This window comes from Dorea sp. AM10-31 (assembly GCF_003435815.1).
GTDB classification, from domain to species: domain Bacteria; phylum Bacillota; class Clostridia; order Lachnospirales; family Lachnospiraceae; genus Dorea_D; species Dorea_D hominis.
The window spans coordinates 77,269-94,914 of record NZ_QTUV01000001.1 but is presented as its reverse complement, the minus strand read 5'-3'; the positions used below and the strand labels follow the sequence as shown (position 1 = coordinate 94,914).

Annotated in this window: 13 protein-coding genes; 11 read left to right on the top strand and 2 right to left on the bottom strand. The window is 42.2% G+C overall.

The features are described from left to right. Positions 1–15: 15 nt before the first annotated feature. The 3 genes from DW125_RS00420 (at position 16) to htpG (ending at position 6,069) form a co-directional block, all read left to right on the top strand. Positions 16–720: an ABC transporter ATP-binding protein gene (locus tag DW125_RS00420; RefSeq protein WP_021860847.1), complete on the top strand. Its 705-nt coding sequence runs from the start codon at positions 16–18 to the stop codon at positions 718–720. A gap of 6 nt (positions 721–726) precedes the next feature. Beyond that, the gene (locus DW125_RS00415; RefSeq protein WP_117536771.1) at positions 727–3,840 is read left to right on the top strand and encodes an ABC transporter permease; all 3,114 of its coding nucleotides are present in this window, start codon (positions 727–729) and stop codon (positions 3,838–3,840) included. Between the two features lie 174 nt (positions 3,841–4,014). Continuing rightward, on the top strand, positions 4,015–6,069 hold the full coding sequence (gene htpG, locus DW125_RS00410) for a molecular chaperone HtpG (RefSeq protein ID WP_021860845.1): 2,055 nt from the start codon (positions 4,015–4,017) through the stop codon (positions 6,067–6,069). 177 nt (positions 6,070–6,246) lie between these two features. On the opposite strand, the gene DW125_RS00405 is transcribed toward htpG, so the two are convergent. Beyond that, on the bottom strand, positions 6,247–6,732 hold the full coding sequence (locus tag DW125_RS00405; RefSeq protein WP_117536770.1) for a DUF5721 family protein: 486 nt from the start codon (positions 6,730–6,732) through the stop codon (positions 6,247–6,249). Positions 6,733–6,886: 154 nt separating this feature from the next. On the opposite strand from DW125_RS00405, the gene DW125_RS00400 reads away from it, so the two are divergent. The 8 genes from DW125_RS00400 to DW125_RS00365 all read left to right on the top strand — a co-directional run bounded on the left by DW125_RS00400 (position 6,887) and on the right by DW125_RS00365 (position 16,104). Next, a complete protein-coding gene (locus DW125_RS00400) occupies positions 6,887–7,642 on the top strand; it encodes a pseudouridine synthase (protein WP_117536769.1) in 756 nt (251 codons plus the stop codon). Further along, entirely contained in the window at positions 7,605–9,557 is a 1,953-nt protein-coding gene (gene ligA / locus DW125_RS00395) for an NAD-dependent DNA ligase LigA (RefSeq protein ID WP_199537815.1), read from the top strand. The genes DW125_RS00400 and ligA overlap by 38 nt, the downstream gene beginning before the upstream one ends. A gap of 57 nt (positions 9,558–9,614) precedes the next feature. Further along, entirely contained in the window at positions 9,615–11,054 is a 1,440-nt protein-coding gene (gene clpX / locus DW125_RS00390; protein ID WP_021860841.1) for an ATP-dependent Clp protease ATP-binding subunit ClpX, read from the top strand. 64 nt (positions 11,055–11,118) lie between these two features. Continuing rightward, positions 11,119–12,471, top strand: a complete 1,353-nt coding sequence (locus DW125_RS00385; protein WP_117536767.1) for a sodium:proton antiporter — start codon at positions 11,119–11,121, stop codon at positions 12,469–12,471. 12 nt (positions 12,472–12,483) lie between these two features. Then, entirely contained in the window at positions 12,484–13,518 is a 1,035-nt protein-coding gene (locus DW125_RS00380) for a cytidylate kinase-like family protein (protein ID WP_117536766.1), read from the top strand. 92 nt (positions 13,519–13,610) lie between these two features. Then, positions 13,611–15,332 carry a S8 family peptidase gene (locus DW125_RS00375; protein WP_117536765.1) on the top strand — a complete coding sequence of 574 codons (1,722 nt, stop codon included), beginning with the start codon at positions 13,611–13,613 and terminating at the stop codon, positions 15,330–15,332. A 20-nt stretch (positions 15,333–15,352) separates the two neighbouring features. After that, a complete protein-coding gene (locus DW125_RS00370) occupies positions 15,353–15,643 on the top strand; it encodes a hypothetical protein (RefSeq protein WP_117536764.1) in 291 nt (96 codons plus the stop codon). Next, the gene (locus DW125_RS00365; protein ID WP_117536763.1) at positions 15,643–16,104 is read left to right on the top strand and encodes a signal peptidase II; all 462 of its coding nucleotides are present in this window, start codon (positions 15,643–15,645) and stop codon (positions 16,102–16,104) included. The genes DW125_RS00370 and DW125_RS00365 overlap by 1 nt, the downstream gene beginning before the upstream one ends. Before the next feature lie 266 nt (positions 16,105–16,370). On the opposite strand, the gene DW125_RS00360 is transcribed toward DW125_RS00365, so the two are convergent. After that, positions 16,371–17,597: an argininosuccinate synthase gene (locus tag DW125_RS00360; protein WP_021860827.1), complete on the bottom strand. Its 1,227-nt coding sequence runs from the start codon at positions 17,595–17,597 to the stop codon at positions 16,371–16,373. Positions 17,598–17,646: the final 49 nt, after the last annotated feature.

The following is a 17,646-nucleotide window of genomic DNA, read 5'->3' as shown; positions in this document are numbered from 1 at the left end:
CCGCGGAGGTGTATGATGTCTGCATTTGTTACATTAGAAGATGTAAAGAAAAGTTACCACATGGGAGAAGTGGAAATCCTTGCGGCAGCAGGGATGGATTTTACAATTGAAAAAGGAGAATTTGCAGTAGTTGTAGGTCCCAGTGGAGCGGGTAAGACAACCGTGCTTAATATCCTTGGAGGCATGGATACAGCGACTTCCGGCAATGTCTGGGTGGATGGTGAGAATATTGCCACTTATAAGGCAAAGAAACTGACGGCATACCGGAGAGATGATATCGGTTTTGTATTTCAGTTTTATAATCTGATTCCGAATCTGACAGCACTGGAGAATGTAGAGCTGGCGCTTCAGATCTGTAAAAATCCGATGGATGCCAGAGAAGTGCTGGAAGAAGTCGGACTAGGAGAACGGACAGACAATTTCCCGGCGCAGTTATCCGGTGGAGAACAGCAGCGTGTATCCATTGCAAGAGCACTTGCAAAGAATCCGAAACTGCTGCTTTGTGATGAACCGACGGGAGCGCTGGACTACAATACAGGTAAATCTATTTTAAAATTATTACAGGATACCTGCCGGAAAAAAGGCATGACAGTGATCCTGATCACGCACAATCAGGCGATTGCACCGATGGCAGACCGTGTGATCAAGATCAAGAACGGAAAAGTTGCAGAGATTGTGGAAAATAAGAATCCGGTATCAGTAGATACGATAGAGTGGTAGAAGAGTATGAAAGTAACGCACAAAGATTTTCTAATGGAATTAAAGAAAAGCCCGGGAAGATTCCTTTCTATGCTGTTTATCGTAGCATTGGGAGTTGCTTTTTTCTCCGGTATCCGTGCATCGGAACCGTCCATGCGTGTGACCGGGGATGCTTATTTTGACGGCGCAGATCTGATGGATGTGAAAGCAGTCAGTACACTTGGAATTACCGGGGAAGACATACAGGTATTTAACGAGGCAGATACGATAGAAAAGGCAGAGGGCGCATACAGTGCAGATGTACTGAGCGATACAAAAGATGACCAGTTTGTACTGCATATGATGACGCTTCCAAAGAATATGAACAAAGTGACTGTATCTAAAGGGCGTATGCCAGAGAAGGCAGGAGAATGTCTGGCGGATGAAGAGATGGATTACAAGATCGGCGACCGTATTGTTGTAAAGTCCGGGACGGATGATCCGCTTTCGGATACATTAACGACAGATACGTATACGGTAGTTGGAATTGGTAACAGCCCGTGCTATATTTCTTTTAACCGTGGCAGTACAACGATCGGCAAAGGAACGATAGATGGATTTCTCGTAGTAAGCGAGGATACCTTTGCGCTAGATACTTATACAGAGGCGTGTATGCAGGTAAAGGGTACAAAAACACTGACTGCATATACGGATGCATATGAGAAAAAAGTGGAAAAAGCAACGGATCAAATCGAAACATTGGGAAAAAAACGCGGCAGAATCCGAAGGCAGGAATTAGTTGATGAAGCAAATGATAAGATTGCAAAAGCAGAGAAGAAGTTAGAAAAAGGCAAAAAGACGTCCGGTGAAAAATTAAAAAAAGCGGAAAAGAAGATCAAAGACGGAGAAAAGAAACTTTCGGCTGGAAAGAAAGAATTAGCGGATGGCAGACAGAAACTTGTCAATGCCAGGAAAACACTGAAAGCAAAAGAAAAAGAACTGGATCAGGGAGAAAAAGAATACCGCGCAGGGAAAGCACAGTTAAGAGCCGGCAGACAGAAATTAAAAAAAGGCTGGAGTGAATATCGCGCAAATGAAGCGCAGTATGAGCAGATGTCAGCCCAGATGGCGGGGATAGAAGCGGCGACATCACAGCTTGCCGAGGCAAAAGCCAAGCTGGAAGCCGGAAAAAAGGAACTTGAGGCGTCCGAAGCAAAACTTACTGCAAGTGAGAGAAAACTTGCAAAAGCAAAATCGAAGCTTAAGTCCGGACGAAAGCAGATAAAGAATGCTTACAGGGAAATTTTGGAACAGGAAAAGAAGCTTACAAAAGGAGAGCAGGAGTTTACTGAGAGTGAAAAGAAATTAGAAAAAGCGAAAGCCAGCTACAAAAAAGGTAAAAAAGAAGCACAGGAGAAGATCAAAAAAGCAGAGAAAAAAGTATCCGATGCGAAAAAGAAGGTTGCGGATATCCCAAAAGCAAAATGGTATATCGCAGACCGGAATGACTTGCCGGAGTATACAGGCTATGGTGAGAATGCGGATCGGATGCGAGCAATCGGAAAAGTCTTCCCGGTGATTTTTTTCCTCGTAGCAGCGCTTATTAGTCTGACCAATATGACGCGAATGGTAGAAGAACAGAGAACACAGATCGGAACGATGAAAGCGCTTGGATATGGAAAAGCAGCAATTGCGTCAAAATATATCGGCTATGCATTGCTTGCTTCGGCGATTGGAAGCGTTATGGGATTTTTGATCGGTGAAAAGATCTTCCCGTTTATTATCATATATGCATACGGAATTATGTATTTACATATACCGGAGATCCTGATTCCGTATCACTGGGGCTATGCAGCGTTTGCTTCAGGTGTGGCAGTAGCATGCACATTGCTTGCAACGATAGAAGCCTGCTACCGGGAGCTGGGAGGAACACCGGCTGTGCTGATGCGCCCGCCGGCACCGAAGATTGGAAGAAGAGTCTTCCTGGAACGAATTGGATTTCTATGGAAACATTTAAGTTTTACTTGGAAGTCTACCGTCCGTAATCTGATGCGGTATAAGAAACGTTTTTTCATGACAATATTTGGAATTGGCGGCTGTATGGCATTGATGCTCGTCGGATTTGGACTCCGGGATTCCATCTTCGAGATTGCCGACTTACAGTACAGCGAGATTCAGTATTACGATGGAAGTGTCTATTTAAAAGAGAATCTGACGGAAAAAGAAATCGATAATCTGGATGATTTCCTTACAAAAGACTCGGATGTGATTCGTCATATGAAAGCGAAGATGCAATCCGTAACACTTGCAAAAGGAAAGAAAAAGCGGGCGACATATGAGTGCGTGTTTGGTGAGCCGGAAGATGTCAGAGACTACGTGCATTTCAGAGACAGAAGAAGCCATACGCCTTATAAACTGACAGACGATGGAGCAATTATCAGTGAGAAGACGGCGAAGCTTTTAAATGCGAAGGCAGGCGATACGATCCGGATTAAGGACGAGGAAAATGGAGATAAAAAAGTAAAGATCCTAAAAATCTGTGAGAATTACATGGGGCATTATCTCTATCTGACACCTGCCTGCTATGAGAAGATCTATGGCGAGAAGCTGGAGTATAACTGTTTCTTATTTACGATACGTGATGGATATTCCCAGAAACAGAAGGAAGATGCAGGAAAGAAGATACTGGCAAGGAAAGAAGTGTTGAATGTCAGTTATATGCATGAGATCAGAGAACAGCTTGATGATATGCTGAAAAGCCTGAATCTTGTTATTGTAGTACTGATTATTTCAGCAGGTATGCTTGCATTTGTCGTACTTTATAATCTGAATAACATTAATATTGCTGAGAGACAGAGAGAGCTTGCAACACTGAAAGTACTTGGATTTTATGATCAGGAAGTAGGAGCTTATGTGTATCGTGAGAATCTGATCCTGACGCTTATAGGAGCGGGTGTAGGAATTGGGATCGGAAGGATTCTGCATCTGTTTATCATCCAGACAGTAGAAGTGGATGCGGCAATGTTCGGACGCAATATCAATCCGCCGAGTTATCTGTACAGTTTCCTGTTTACGGTACTGTTTTCAATCATTATAAATGGTGTGATGTATTTTAAACTCCGCAAGATTGATATGGTAGAATCACTGAAAAGTGTGGAATAAAGATAAAAGCAGCATAATTTATAAAAACTTTATAAAGTTCAAAGAATTATTAGCACTCTGTTTAAAAGAGTGCTAATTTTCTGTTGACTTTTGAAAATGAGAGGCTTATTATATCCTTTAGAGAAGAATGGCGGGGAATCCGCATGATAAAAAATAGAAATAGGAGTGATTAAAATGGCAGCAAAAAAAGGTAGTTTATCGATCAGCAGTGAAAATATTTTCCCGATTATTAAAAAATGGGTATATTCCGATCATGATATTTTCGTTCGTGAGATGGTATCCAATGGGTGCGATGCGATCACAAAATTAAAAAAACTGGATATGATGGGAGAGTATCAGCTTCCGGATGGATATAAACCAAAGATTACTGTAGAAGTAAACCCGGAAGAGAAGACTTTGAAATTTACAGATAACGGTGTTGGAATGACAGCTGATGAAGTGGAAGAGTATATTACACAGATTGCATTTTCCGGAGCAACACAGTTTCTTGAGAAGTATAAGGACAAGACAACAGAAGACGATATGATCGGACATTTCGGTCTTGGATTCTATTCTGCATTTATGGTAGCAGACGCAGTGCATATTGATACTTTATCTTATAAAGAAGGCGCAAAACCGGTACATTGGGTAAGCGAAGGCGGCACAGAGTATGAGATGGAAGAGGGAACGAAGACAGAAATCGGTTCCACAATGACACTGTATCTGAACGAGGACAGCCTGGAGTTTGCAAATGAATATCGTGTCAGAGAAGTACTCGAGAAATATTGTTCATTCATGCCGGTAGAGATTTTCCTTTCAAAAGAAGGAGCAGAACCGGAATATGAGACTATCGATGAGGCAGATCTTAAAGAGGATGATGTTGTCGTAGAGCACATTCACGAAGAAGCCAAGATGGAAGAAAAAGAAAATGAGAACGGCGAGAAAGAAATGGTAGAGACAGAGCCGGCAAAAGAGAAAGTCAAGATTGAGAAGCGTCCGGTTTCTTTAAGCGATATACATCCACTGTGGACAAAACATCCAAATGAGTGTTCCGATGAAGATTATCAGGAATTTTACCGCAAAGTATTTCTGGATTACAAAGAGCCACTGTTCTGGATCCATTTGAATATGGATTATCCATTTAACTTGAAAGGTATTCTGTATTTCCCGAGAATCAATACAGAGTATGAATCCGTAGAAGGAACGATCAAGTTGTATAACAATCAAGTATTTATCGCTGATAATATTAAAGAAGTAATTCCAGAATTCCTGATGGTATTAAAAGGAGTTATCGACTGTCCGGATCTGCCACTTAACGTATCCAGAAGCGCTCTGCAGAATGATGGATTTGTAAATAAGATTTCTGAGTACATTTCCAAGAAAGTTGCAGATAAACTTGCCGGAATGTGTAAGACAAAGAGAGACGAGTATGAGAAATACTGGGACAGCATCAGCCCATTTATCAAATTCGGCTGCTTAAAAGATGAGAAGTTCTGTGACAAGATGAAAGATGCAATCCTGTTCAAGAACCTGGATCACAAATATCTGACGCTGAAAGACTGTATCGAAGAGAATGGCGGAGAAGTCGTAGAGCCGAACGATAAGAAAGAAGAAAATGGTGACGATAACAAAGTCGAAGAGATCAAGACAACCATCTACTATGTAACGGATGAGATCCAGCAGAGTCAGTACATCAACATGTTTAAGAATCAGGGACAGGATGCCGTAATTCTCGGACATAACATTGATTCTCCGTTCATCACACAGTTGGAGCAGAGAAATCCTACGATCCGCTTCCAGAGAATTGATGCAGATGTAACAGATACTGCAAAAGAAGAAGTTGCCGAAGAAGATCAGGAAACATTTAAGAAAACTTCTGACAGCCTGATCGAGATCTTCCGCAAGGAACTTGGAAACGATAAACTGGATGTGAAGATTGCCAAATTAAAAGACGAGAATGTAGCTTCCATGATCACTTTATCCGAGCAGAGCCGTCGTATGCAGGAAATGATGAAGATGTACGGTATGAATGACATGGGCATGGATCTTGGTGGAGAGAGTACTTTAATCCTGAATGCAAATCATCCACTTGTACAGTATGTTGTAGACCATGCAGACAGCGAGAATACAAGTGTGATCTGCAAACAGCTTTATGACTTGGCAATGCTTGCACACAAACCGCTGAATCCAGAAGAAATGACAGCATTTGTCAAGAGAAGCAATGAGATTATGATGTTGCTGACAAAATAATGAATGGTCAGATTTTGGAAGAAAAGCCAATAAAGATAAATAAAAGAAAATAAGATTAAAGTGCCGGGGAAGCAGGAATGTAAGATGATGTTCTGCTTTCCCGGTACTTTGATGCTGTGAAAATTTTTTATTATAATAGTCTGCACAATTCTGTCCTATATTCGCATATTGTGAAGTTTACACAGAGACTGACGTATCGAGATCACTTTCCAGCAAAAAAGAGCGGACATACTGATCCCACGCGTGTTCCAGAGACTTGTCCAGAGTGAAAGTGCGAAGTGAAGTCCCTGTAATGCAGTGAAGATCTGTACCGTCATAATGGAAATTCAGATACAGCCCCTGGATATCCCCGGCAGTGAATCCGGTAAGTTGCTCTTTCTTTAAAAAGGCATCAAAATGGGATGGAGCCAGAGAAAGGACAATCTTGAAATTCAAAGGGGTACGCTGACCGCGGATGATACGGAAGCAGTGTTCGCGCACATCTTTCCAACGGGCATGTGTCTCAGCCGGTTGTTCATCAAAAAAGTCTTTCTGTAAAAATCCATCTATTGTAAATCTGTTAAATGTTGTAATATCCGCTTCGATAAAGGAAAATTTGTCGAATGTTTCTTTGAGAAGCAGGTGTGACATAGAGACTTTCGCCTTGAGAGATAAAGTAATCATAGAAATCTCCTTTCTGAACTTTTATTATAACAAGAAAATGGAAATAATTCATCAAAAAGCATAAGAAATGCTCTCTTTTTTTTTGAATACAAATGTGGTATAATAAGTGTTTAGATTAGAAGTGGTATGCAAAAAATGAACGGGGTATGGGAATATGATCAGACTGAATAAATACCTCAGTGCAGCGGGAATCTGCTCAAGAAGAGAGGCAGACCGGCTCATTGAAAGCGGACGCGTTACTGTAGACGGAAAACGTGCAGTACCAGGCATGCATGTGTCCGAAAATCAGATTGTAAAAGTCGGTAAGAAGACGGTTCATACGGGCAATGAAAGAATCGTACTTGCAGTGAACAAACCGGTTGGAATTATCTGCACAGAGGACAGACGGACGAAGAATAATATTATCCGTTTTCTGGATTATCCACAACGGATTACTTACGCAGGAAGACTGGACAAAGATTCGGAAGGTCTTCTTATTATGACGAATGACGGAGATCTCATCAACCGTATGATGCGTGCAAGATATGCACATGAGAAAGAATACAAAGTAACAGTGGACAGACCGCTTACAGATGCTTTTATCCGGGAAATGTCGGAAGGCGTGCACATTACAGACAAAGAGAAGAAGCTGGATGCAGTAACAAGACCTTGTAAAGTAACAAAGATTGGGAAATATACATTTTCCATTGTTCTCACACAGGGGCTGAACAGACAGATCCGCAGGATGTGCAGTGCACTTGGATATGAAGTGAAGAAGCTGGTACGTACCAGAATCATGAATATAGAACTGAAAGATCTAAAGACAGGAGCTACTCGAAAATTAACAGATCAGGAGTTAAAAGAACTATATGAGCAGACAGAAACAGGAACGAATGCAGGAGCTGGTAACGCTTCTGAACCGCGCAGCTAAAGCTTATTATCAGGATGCGCAGGAGATTATGAGCAATCTGGAATACGACAGGTTGTATGATGAGCTGACAAAGCTGGAAGCGGAATTGGGGATTACTTTATCCGACAGCCCGACCGTGAATGTCGGTTATGAAGTATTGAGTGAACTGCCAAAAGAGCGGCATGAAAGTCCGATGCTTTCGCTTGATAAGACAAAAGAAGTTGAAGATCTGAAACGTTTTGTCGGTGACCAGAAAGCAATGATGTCCTGGAAGATGGACGGGCTGACGATCGTTCTGACATACAGAGACGGTACGCTTTTTAAAGCCGTAACAAGAGGCAATGGGGAAGTCGGAGAAGTTATCACGAACAATGCCCGCGTATTCAAAAATATTCCGCTTAAGATCAGCTATCAGGGCGAACTGCTTCTCCGTGGAGAAGCAATTATAGGATATAAGGATTTTGAAAAAATAAATGAAGAGATCGCAGATATCGATGCACGTTACAAAAATCCACGTAATTTGTGCAGTGGTTCTGTAAGACAGTTGAATAACGAGATTACAGCGAAGAGAAACGTCCGGTTTTATGCATTTACATTAGTACAGGCAGATGGTGTGGATTTCCATAATTCCAGAGAGAAACAGATGGATTGGCTGAGAGAACAGGGCTTTGAAGTTGTGGAACACGTCATGGTGACAAGAGATCAAGTAGAAGATGCTGTGGCAGAATTTTCCCGGAAAATCGTGGACAATGATTTCCCATCGGATGGACTGGTACTTGTTTATGACGATATTGCATACGGAAGATCGCTGGGAAGAACAGCGAAGTTCCCACGCGATTCCTATGCATTTAAATGGGCAGATGAGCAGGTGCGCACGAAGCTTCTGGAGATTGAGTGGAGTCCGTCGAGAACAGGACTTATCAATCCGGTGGCAATCTTTGAACCGGTAGAACTGGAGGGCACAACAGTCAGCCGTGCCAGTGTGCACAATATCAGTATTATGGAAGAGCTGGAACTGGGGATTGGCGATGAGATTGAAGTTTACAAAGCGAATATGATCATTCCACAGATCGCAGAGAATTTGACGAGAAGTGGCGTGCGTGATATTCCGGAAGTCTGTCCGGTCTGTGGCGGTAAGACAGAGATCCGCCAGGTGAGCAATGCAAAAGCACTTTATTGTACGAATCCGGAGTGTCAGGCAAAGCATATTAAATCGTTCTCTTTATTTGTAAGCAGGGATGCGTTGAATATTGAGGGATTATCAGAATCCACGCTGGAGAAATTCATAGACAGAGGATATGTAAAGGAATTTGCGGATTTGTTTCATCTGGATCGTTACGAAGAAGAAATCAAAGAAATGGAAGGTTTCGGCGAGAAATCTTTTAATAATCTTAAGGCAAGTGTGGAAAAAGCGAGAGAGACAACACTTCCGCAGGTGTTATATGGTCTTGGAATTGCCAATGTAGGACTGTCCAATGCGAAAGTTATCTGCAAAGAATTTAAAAATGATTTGGATGCCATGCTGCATGCAGATGCGGAACAGTTAAGTGAGATTTCAGGTATCGGAGCTGTGATCGCAGGAACATTTACGGCATATTTCCAGAATCCGGCACATGTAGGACAGCTTAAGAATCTGCTTGGAGAACTGAAAATTCACGCAGAAGAAGGAGAAGCAAAAGAGCAGATCTTTGGAGGCGTTAATTTTGTCATTACAGGCAGTGTTACACATTTTGCAAATCGTAAAGAAGTGAAAGAATTAATCGAAAGTCTCGGAGGAAAAGTAACCGGATCGGTGACTTCCAAGACGAATTATCTTATTAATAATGATATTACATCTACATCGTCGAAGAATAAAAAGGCAAATGAACTGGGAATTCCGATCATCTCAGAAGAGATGTTTCTTGAAATGCTGGACGGTCGGCAGGCAGGGGAATAACCATACACGATAGGTTGAAACAACAGATACAAATATAGATATAGAAAGGAAGAGACAATGCCAGATCAGAATAATAATAATGAATTTGAAGAACAGAAAGAAGAAGTAGAAAAAGTGGAAACTTCCGGTGTGGAATCTACAAAGGAAGATTCCGACGATGATTATGAGAAAATCTGCTTTATCTGCAGACGTCCGGAAAGTGTAGCAGGAAAGATGATCGAACTGCCGAATCATATCTGTGTGTGCAACGACTGCATGCAGAAGAGTTTTGATGCAATGAACAGCGGACAGATCGACTACAGTCAGCTTATGAACATGCCGGGTGTTCAGGTTATGAACATGGCAGATCTGGAAAATATGATTCCGAAACAGCAGAAAGTGAAGAAGAAAAAAGAAGGCGAAGAGCGTACTCCGCTTGTAGATATCAATAATCTTCCAGCACCACATAAGATCAAAGCCAAGCTGGACGAGTATGTAGTCGGACAGGAGTACGCCAAAAAAGCAATGTCTGTAGCAGTTTACAATCATTACAAACGTGTGGCAACCGATACGATGGATGATATCGAGATCGAGAAATCCAACATGTTGATGATCGGACCTACAGGTTCCGGTAAGACATATCTTGTAAAGACACTGGCACGGATTCTGGATGTGCCGCTTGCAATTACAGATGCAACTTCCCTGACGGAAGCAGGATACATAGGTGATGATATTGAGAGTGTCGTTTCAAAACTGCTTGCAGCAGCGGATAATGATGTGGAAAAGGCAGAGCAGGGAATTATTTTCATTGATGAGATCGATAAGATCGCCAAGAAGAAAAATTCCAGCCAGAGAGATGTCAGCGGTGAGTCTGTGCAGCAGGGAATGTTAAAACTGTTAGAGGGCAGTGACGTGGAAGTTCCGGTTGGTGCAAACAGCAAGAATGCTATGGTGCCACTGACTACGATCAATACAAAGAACATTCTCTTTATCTGTGGAGGAGCTTTCCCGGATTTGGAGAATATTATCAAAGAACGTCTGACAAAACAGTCTTCCATCGGTTTCGGAGCAGATCTGAAAGACCGTTTTAATGGGGATAAAGATCTTCTGTCGAAAGTAACAACAGAAGATTTAAGAAGCTTTGGTATGATTCCGGAGTTTTTAGGACGTCTGCCAATCGTATTTACCTTAAAAGGATTAGATAAAGATATGTATATCAAGATCTTAAAAGAGCCAAAGAATGCGATATTGAAACAGTATCAGAAGCTACTTGCTCTCGATGAGGTGGATCTGGAATTTGATGAAGGTGCACTGGAGGCAATTGCGGAAAAAGCAATGAAAAAGGATACCGGTGCCAGAGCACTCCGTGCGATCATCGAAGAATTTATGCTGGATATCATGTATGAGATTCCAAAAGATGACAGTATCGGGCGCGTTGTCATCACCAAAGCATATATTGAAGGTAACGGAGGACCTGTCATTACATTAAGAGGACAGGATGTACCCCGGTTATCATAAAGAAAGCCGAAGTATTTTCGACGAAAAAAACAACAAAAGGATGAGACAAAGGAGGAAATGAAAAATGGAAACAATCATCCCAGCATGGCTTTGCATCCCATTTGCAGGACTGCTTCTGTGCATTGCGGTTATGCCGCTTGTGAAAGCTACCTGGTGGGAGAAGAACCAGCCATTGGTTGTAGCTATGTGGTCACTGTTATTTGTGATTCCATATGCAGTGAAGTATGGAGTAGGGGATTCTGTAGAGACCGTATTAGAATGTGTACTCAATGATTACCTTACATTTATTATTCTGCTGTTTGGATTATTCTGTGTAGCAGGAAATATTACACTGGAGGGAGATTTCGCAGGATCACCGAGACTTAATGTCGCGGTACTTGCATTCGGAACACTTCTTTCCAGCTGTATCGGTACGACAGGAGCCAGTATGCTGCTTGTAAGACCGGTACTGAAAATGAACGCATGGAGAAGAAACAAACGCCAGCTTATGGTATTCTTTATCTTTCTGGTATCGAATATGGGAGGGTGCTTAACACCAATCGGTGATCCACCGCTTCTGATGGGCTTTATGCGAGGCGTACCATTTTTCTGGAGCTTACATTTATTACCGATACTGTTATTTAATATGGTAATTATATTGAGTATATTTTATTTTATGGACAGACGTGCATACCGGAAAGATATTGCAAGAGGTCTGAAACCGGATATCAGTAAACCGGGAACAGATTTTCGGATTTCCGGACTGCACAATGTTATTTTCCTTGTGATGATCGTTGCAGCCGTCATCTTAAGCGGAACACTTCCGAATATGCCGATGTTCCAGGATGCATCCGGAAATGTACGCGGACTTCACATTTTCCGTGAAGTAACATTAACTTATCCGGCAATCATAGAGATTGTCATTATCTTACTGGCAGCTTATCTGTCCTTTAAGACGACAGACGAGTCGATCCGTACGAAGAACCATTTTACATGGGGAGCAATCCAGGAAGTTGCAGTTCTGTTTGTAGGAATCTTCATTACTATGCAGCCTGCACTGATGCTTCTGAAATCTTACGGACCGAACCTTGGAATTACCAAACCGTTCCAGATGTTCTGGGCAACCGGAGCACTGTCAAGCTTCCTGGATAATACACCGACTTATCTGGTATTCCTGACAACAGCGGGTACGCTTGGATTTACAAAAGGTATGGTAACATCCGTAGGTACGATTTCTGTGAAAATGTTGACTGCAATTTCCTGCGGTGCAGTATTTATGGGAGCAAATACTTACATTGGAAATGCACCGAACTTCATGGTGAAGTCCATTTCTGATGAAAACGGTGTGCGTATGCCATCGTTCTTTGGATATATTATATGGTCACTGTTGTTCTTAGTTCCGGTATTCATTATCGACATGCTGGTATTCTTTATATAGGAGGTGCAGATTATGGAAGAGAATCAGAAGAAATGCTATGAGATTGCAGAACGTATCTATGATCTGGACGTAAAAGTATATGAAAGTGTGGGATCTGCACTTGGACGAACCTTTACGGATGACCGACAGACCTGTGTGGAGAATCTGACCAGATTAATGACGCTGCGTCCACAGGGACATCTGCTTCGAAGTGAGCTGGCACTGATCAGCAACATGGCAAGGACGATCAAAGACGAAGAAGTAAAAGCAGAAGTTATGACGGAGTATGATGCGATCTTGAAAGCAGTCGCAGAACTTCCGGACGGCTTTGGAAAAGTAGATATCCTGAATAAAAAACGTGCAAAACTGAATACAGCGCGCACGAAGAAAAAGTTTAAGAAGGGCGATCATCTTGTGATCTGTATCGGAAGAACACAGGGAAGCGCCGGAAATGATATTGGTTTCGCATTGGCAGATGCACTACACATTAATTATTATGATGTAGAGATCCTGCAGGAAGTATTAAAACGTCTGGATGTGACAAATGATGCGAAAGTCAGTGGCGATAAGGATCAGGACGGACTGATTGAAGACAAATATCAGAAAAATTTCGGTGAAGCCAAAGGATTGAAACAGAAATTACATGATTTTAATCGCTATCATGGACTGAATAAGGACGATGCAATTTTCTTTAACCAGAGCGATCTTCTCTGCAAGATGGCAAAAGAAGAAGACTTTGTTGTTATGGGACGCTGTGCGGATGTAATTCTTGCAAATAACCATATCCCACATATCAGTATTTTTATTACGGCGCCATTTGAACAGCGCGTAAAGAGATACATGGAGATCAACAATTTAAGTCTGAAACAGGCTGTTCATGAACTTAAGAAGATGGACAAAAAGCACAGGAAATATTTCCAGTTTTACAGTGGTGTAAAATGGGGAGACGCAGAGAATTACGATATCTGCTTTAACAGTGCAAGTTATGGAATTGAGGATTCGGTAGAGATCATTGAGCGTATGTTGAATAAGATTCCGGGTGTATCATGGAATAAGAAAGAGGCATAACGTTTCAGACTATATGGTGTCATAAAAATGACAGGCATAGAAAAAGAAAACTGTCTCATATACTTAGAAAAAAGTATATGAGGCAGTTTTTTATGAATAAAATGACATGCCGAGAGAAGATCCTATCCCAGGATTACTGGGATTTTATACTTCCGGGAGACCGGGGGAAAATGGCAGATAATATACCGGAGAATTCATACTGCAGGCAGCAGATGGATTTTGGCTATGAGAGTGTTTCGGTAGATAAAAGCTTGCTGTCCCCACTTAACATAGAAGAATACTGGTATAATTCCATTCCGAACTGTTATACACTTCTGGACAGTACAGGAACAAATAATGATGCATTAAACAGTGCAGGAATCCTGCAGGTGCAGAATTATCCAACACTCCGGCTGATGGGAGAGGGAGTTATGATCGGATTTCTGGATACTGGAATCGACTATCGGAATCCGGTGTTTCAAAATATTGATGGAAGCACCAGAATTGCCGGACTCTGGGATCAGACCATTCAGACGGGCAATGCGCCGAAGGCATTTGATTACGGAAGTGAATATAGAGAAGAAACATTAAATGAAGCATTGCGTTCGGAAGATCCACTGTCGATTGTTCCAACCACTGATACGAATGGACATGGAACTTATCTTGCAAGCATTGCTGCCGGAAATGCCGATGTAAATACACAGTTTCTTGGGGCGGCGCCAGAAGCAATCTTAGGAATTGTAAAATTAAAAGAAGCGAAGAATTATCTCCGGGATTTTTACTTGATCCGGGAGGATGCCGTCTGTTATCAGGAAAATGATATTATGGCGGGGCTTAAATATCTGAATGACCTTGCTGAAAATGAAGGTCTTCCGCTCGTACTGTGCATTGCGCTTGGAACGAATTTTGGCGGTCATAATGGAACGACACTATTATCGCGGATTCTGGATCAGTATGCACTTCAATTAAACAGGAGTGTTGTGATTGGTGGTGGAAATGAAGCTGCCATGCGCCATCATTTTTCTTATACAATTTCAGAAAAAATGTCACAGCCAGTCACAGCAGAGATTCGGGTTGGGAGTGGGATCAATGGATTTGTCGCAGAACTCTGGACGAAGCTTCCGATGGTTGTTACGATTGTGCTCATTTCCCCGTCCGGTGAGCGGACGAGGCAGGTGGCGTTCCGGCAGGGCTACCGCTATAATTTTGTATTTACCTTTGAACGGACAGAAGTTATGGTGGAATACAGGCTGTTGCTGGAAAATAACGATTCTCAGCTTCTATTTATGCAATTTAAAAATCCGGTTGCAGGAATCTGGAAAATAGAGATCGAATCCGCGACAGATGCAGGAGGTGAAGTGCATTTGTGGCTTCCGGTGCAGGAGTTTTTAGAAGGAGAAGTGTATTTTCTGGAAGCGAATCCGGATGTCACGCTGACAGAGCCGGGAAGCACAGAAAATGCAATGACAGTGGCGTATTATAACAGTGTGGATAATGCGGTTGATATTAATTCGGGAAGAGGTTATACTAGAAGTAATCTCATAAAGCCGGATTTTACAGCTCCGGGGGTGCGTATTACAGGTGCATCAGGGGAAGACCGGTGGGTTACAAGAAGTGGCTCTAGTGCCGGAACTGCAGTGGCAGCAGGTGCGGCGGCGCTGCTTACCGAATGGATACTGGAACAGCCGGGAGCGAAAGGCGTGAATTCCAGCCAGATCCGCAACATTATCATTCTGGGAGCGGAGAATCTTCCGGAGATGGAGCGACCGAACCGGCAGTGGGGATATGGAAAGATGGATGTCTATCATTCATTGGATACTTTACGAAGACTATAGAAAACGAAGGAGAATGACTTATGGTAGATTTTTTTGAAGATTTAGGAAGAAAGATATCCGATGTTGCAAATGATATTGGAAAGAAGACAGAGGACACGATTGAAATACAGAAACTGAAAAGTGATATGCGCACTCTGCGTCGTGCAAACGACAGAGATCTTATGGATATGGGACGTATGGTTTATGACAAATTTGTACAGGGGGAGATTTCCGACCTTGATTATGTTGCAGTATGTGAATCCATTGAAAAACGTGACGAAGAGATGAAGAAGATTGCAGAGGAGATTCAGCATATCAAAGGAGTTTTATAATGGGAAAGTTTGCAGCCGGTGGTATATTTGCCGGACTTCTTGGAATCGATCAGGCGGTGAAGCAGTATATAGAAGAAAATTATGATGAAGAACGGGAAGAGAAGACGAAGATTCCCGGAGTGCTTCTTAGGAAGTTTTACAACAAAGGGCTGATCTTCAGTAGTTTTGAAAAACATTCGGGACTGCCTTTGAAAGTGTCTTTGATCGGAACAGGAGTTATATTTCTGGCAGATGTGAAGGTATTTTTCTGTAAGGGGAGAAAGCTTTGCAAAGCAGGACTTACGCTTGTAACAGCAGGTGCCATCAGCAATACATATGACCGGATCATGAAAGGTGCAGTTGTGGATTATATTGGCTACGACGGAAAGCATAAGTTGCTTAGAAGCCTGACTGCGAATCTTGCCGATTTCTACGTAGTGATCGGGATTATGCTGGCACAGCTTGGACGTGGAAAGCGATAGGACAATTTCATAGATTTTAAAAGAATGTTATAAAGTACCGTTTTTGATTGTTATTTATAGTAGAACAGTGAAAACGGTACTTTATGTTTTAATGTCACGCAATCAGAATGGGATTAGCAGAGCGTATCCTGCTTGGTGTATAAAAAGACCATACTTCATATGAAGTATGGTCTTTCACTGAACACTTATTTTAGATATTTGAGCTGTCTACTTGACAGGGTGCATACCATAACTGCCGGAGCAGTTTAAATCTTCATATTATACGTTTATTTCTGGTTTTCATTTACTTCCTGCATTTTCATAGCACGAACTTTTAACGGCAGTCCGAACAGGTTGATGAATCCGTCAGCGTCATGGTGATCATACAGATCTCCGGTAGTGAAGCTTGCAAGAGATTCATTATACAGAGAGTATGGAGAAGTTGTTCCGGCTTTGATGATATTTCCTTTGTAAAGTTTGAACTTCACTTCACCAGTTACATATTCCTGTGTGCTCTCAATAAATGCCTGGATTGCTTCACGCAGTGGTGTAAACCATTTTCCTTCGTATACAACCTGGGATAATTTCTTAGCCATCTGCTCTTTTACTTCGTATGTAGCACGGTCTAAGATCAGCTCTTCTAACTGCTGGTGTGCTTCGTAAAGGATTGTTCCACCAGGAGTCTCATATACACCACGGGATTTCATACCAACGACACGGTTCTCAACGATATCAATGATTCCGATACCATGTTTTCCACCGAGTTCATTCAGTTTGCGGATGATGTCAGAAACTTTCATAGCCTCTCCGTTGATTGTCTTCGGAACACCTTTTTCAAATGTCATTGTAACATATTCGCCTTTGTCTGGAGCTTTCTCAGGTGTAACACCTAATACAAGCATGTCGTCATAGTTTGGCTCGCATGCAGGATCTTCCAGTTCCAGTCCTTCGTGGCTGATGTGCCATAAGTTACGGTCACGACTGTAGCTGTGGCTGGCGTCGAATGGAAGGTCGATTCCGTGTGCTTTACAATAAGCAAGCTCGTCTTCACGGGACTGCATTGTCCAGATGTCTGTCATTCTCCATGGAGCGATGATCTTGATGTCCGGAGCCAGAGCACGGATACTTAACTCAAAACGGATCTGGTCATTTCCTTTACCGGTAGCACCGTGGCAGATAGCAACAGCACCTTCTTTACGTGCAATCTCAACCAGCTTTTTAGAAATTGCCGGACGAGCCATAGCAGTACCAATCAGATATTTGTCTTCGTAAACAGCATTTGCCTGAACACAAGGAACGATGTAGTTGTCAGCAAAATCATCTACGATATCTTCAATATATAATTTGGAAGCGCCTGACATTTTAGCTCTCTCTTCCAGTCCGTCCAGCTCTTCTCCCTGTCCACAGTCTACGCAGCAACAGATAACTTCATAACCGAAAGTCTCTTTTAACCACGGAATAACTGCTGTTGTGTCAAGTCCACCTGAATAGGCAAGTACTACTTTTTCTTTCATATGTATATCCTCCTGAAATGTATTTTTATAAAATGCTTAATTATTTGCG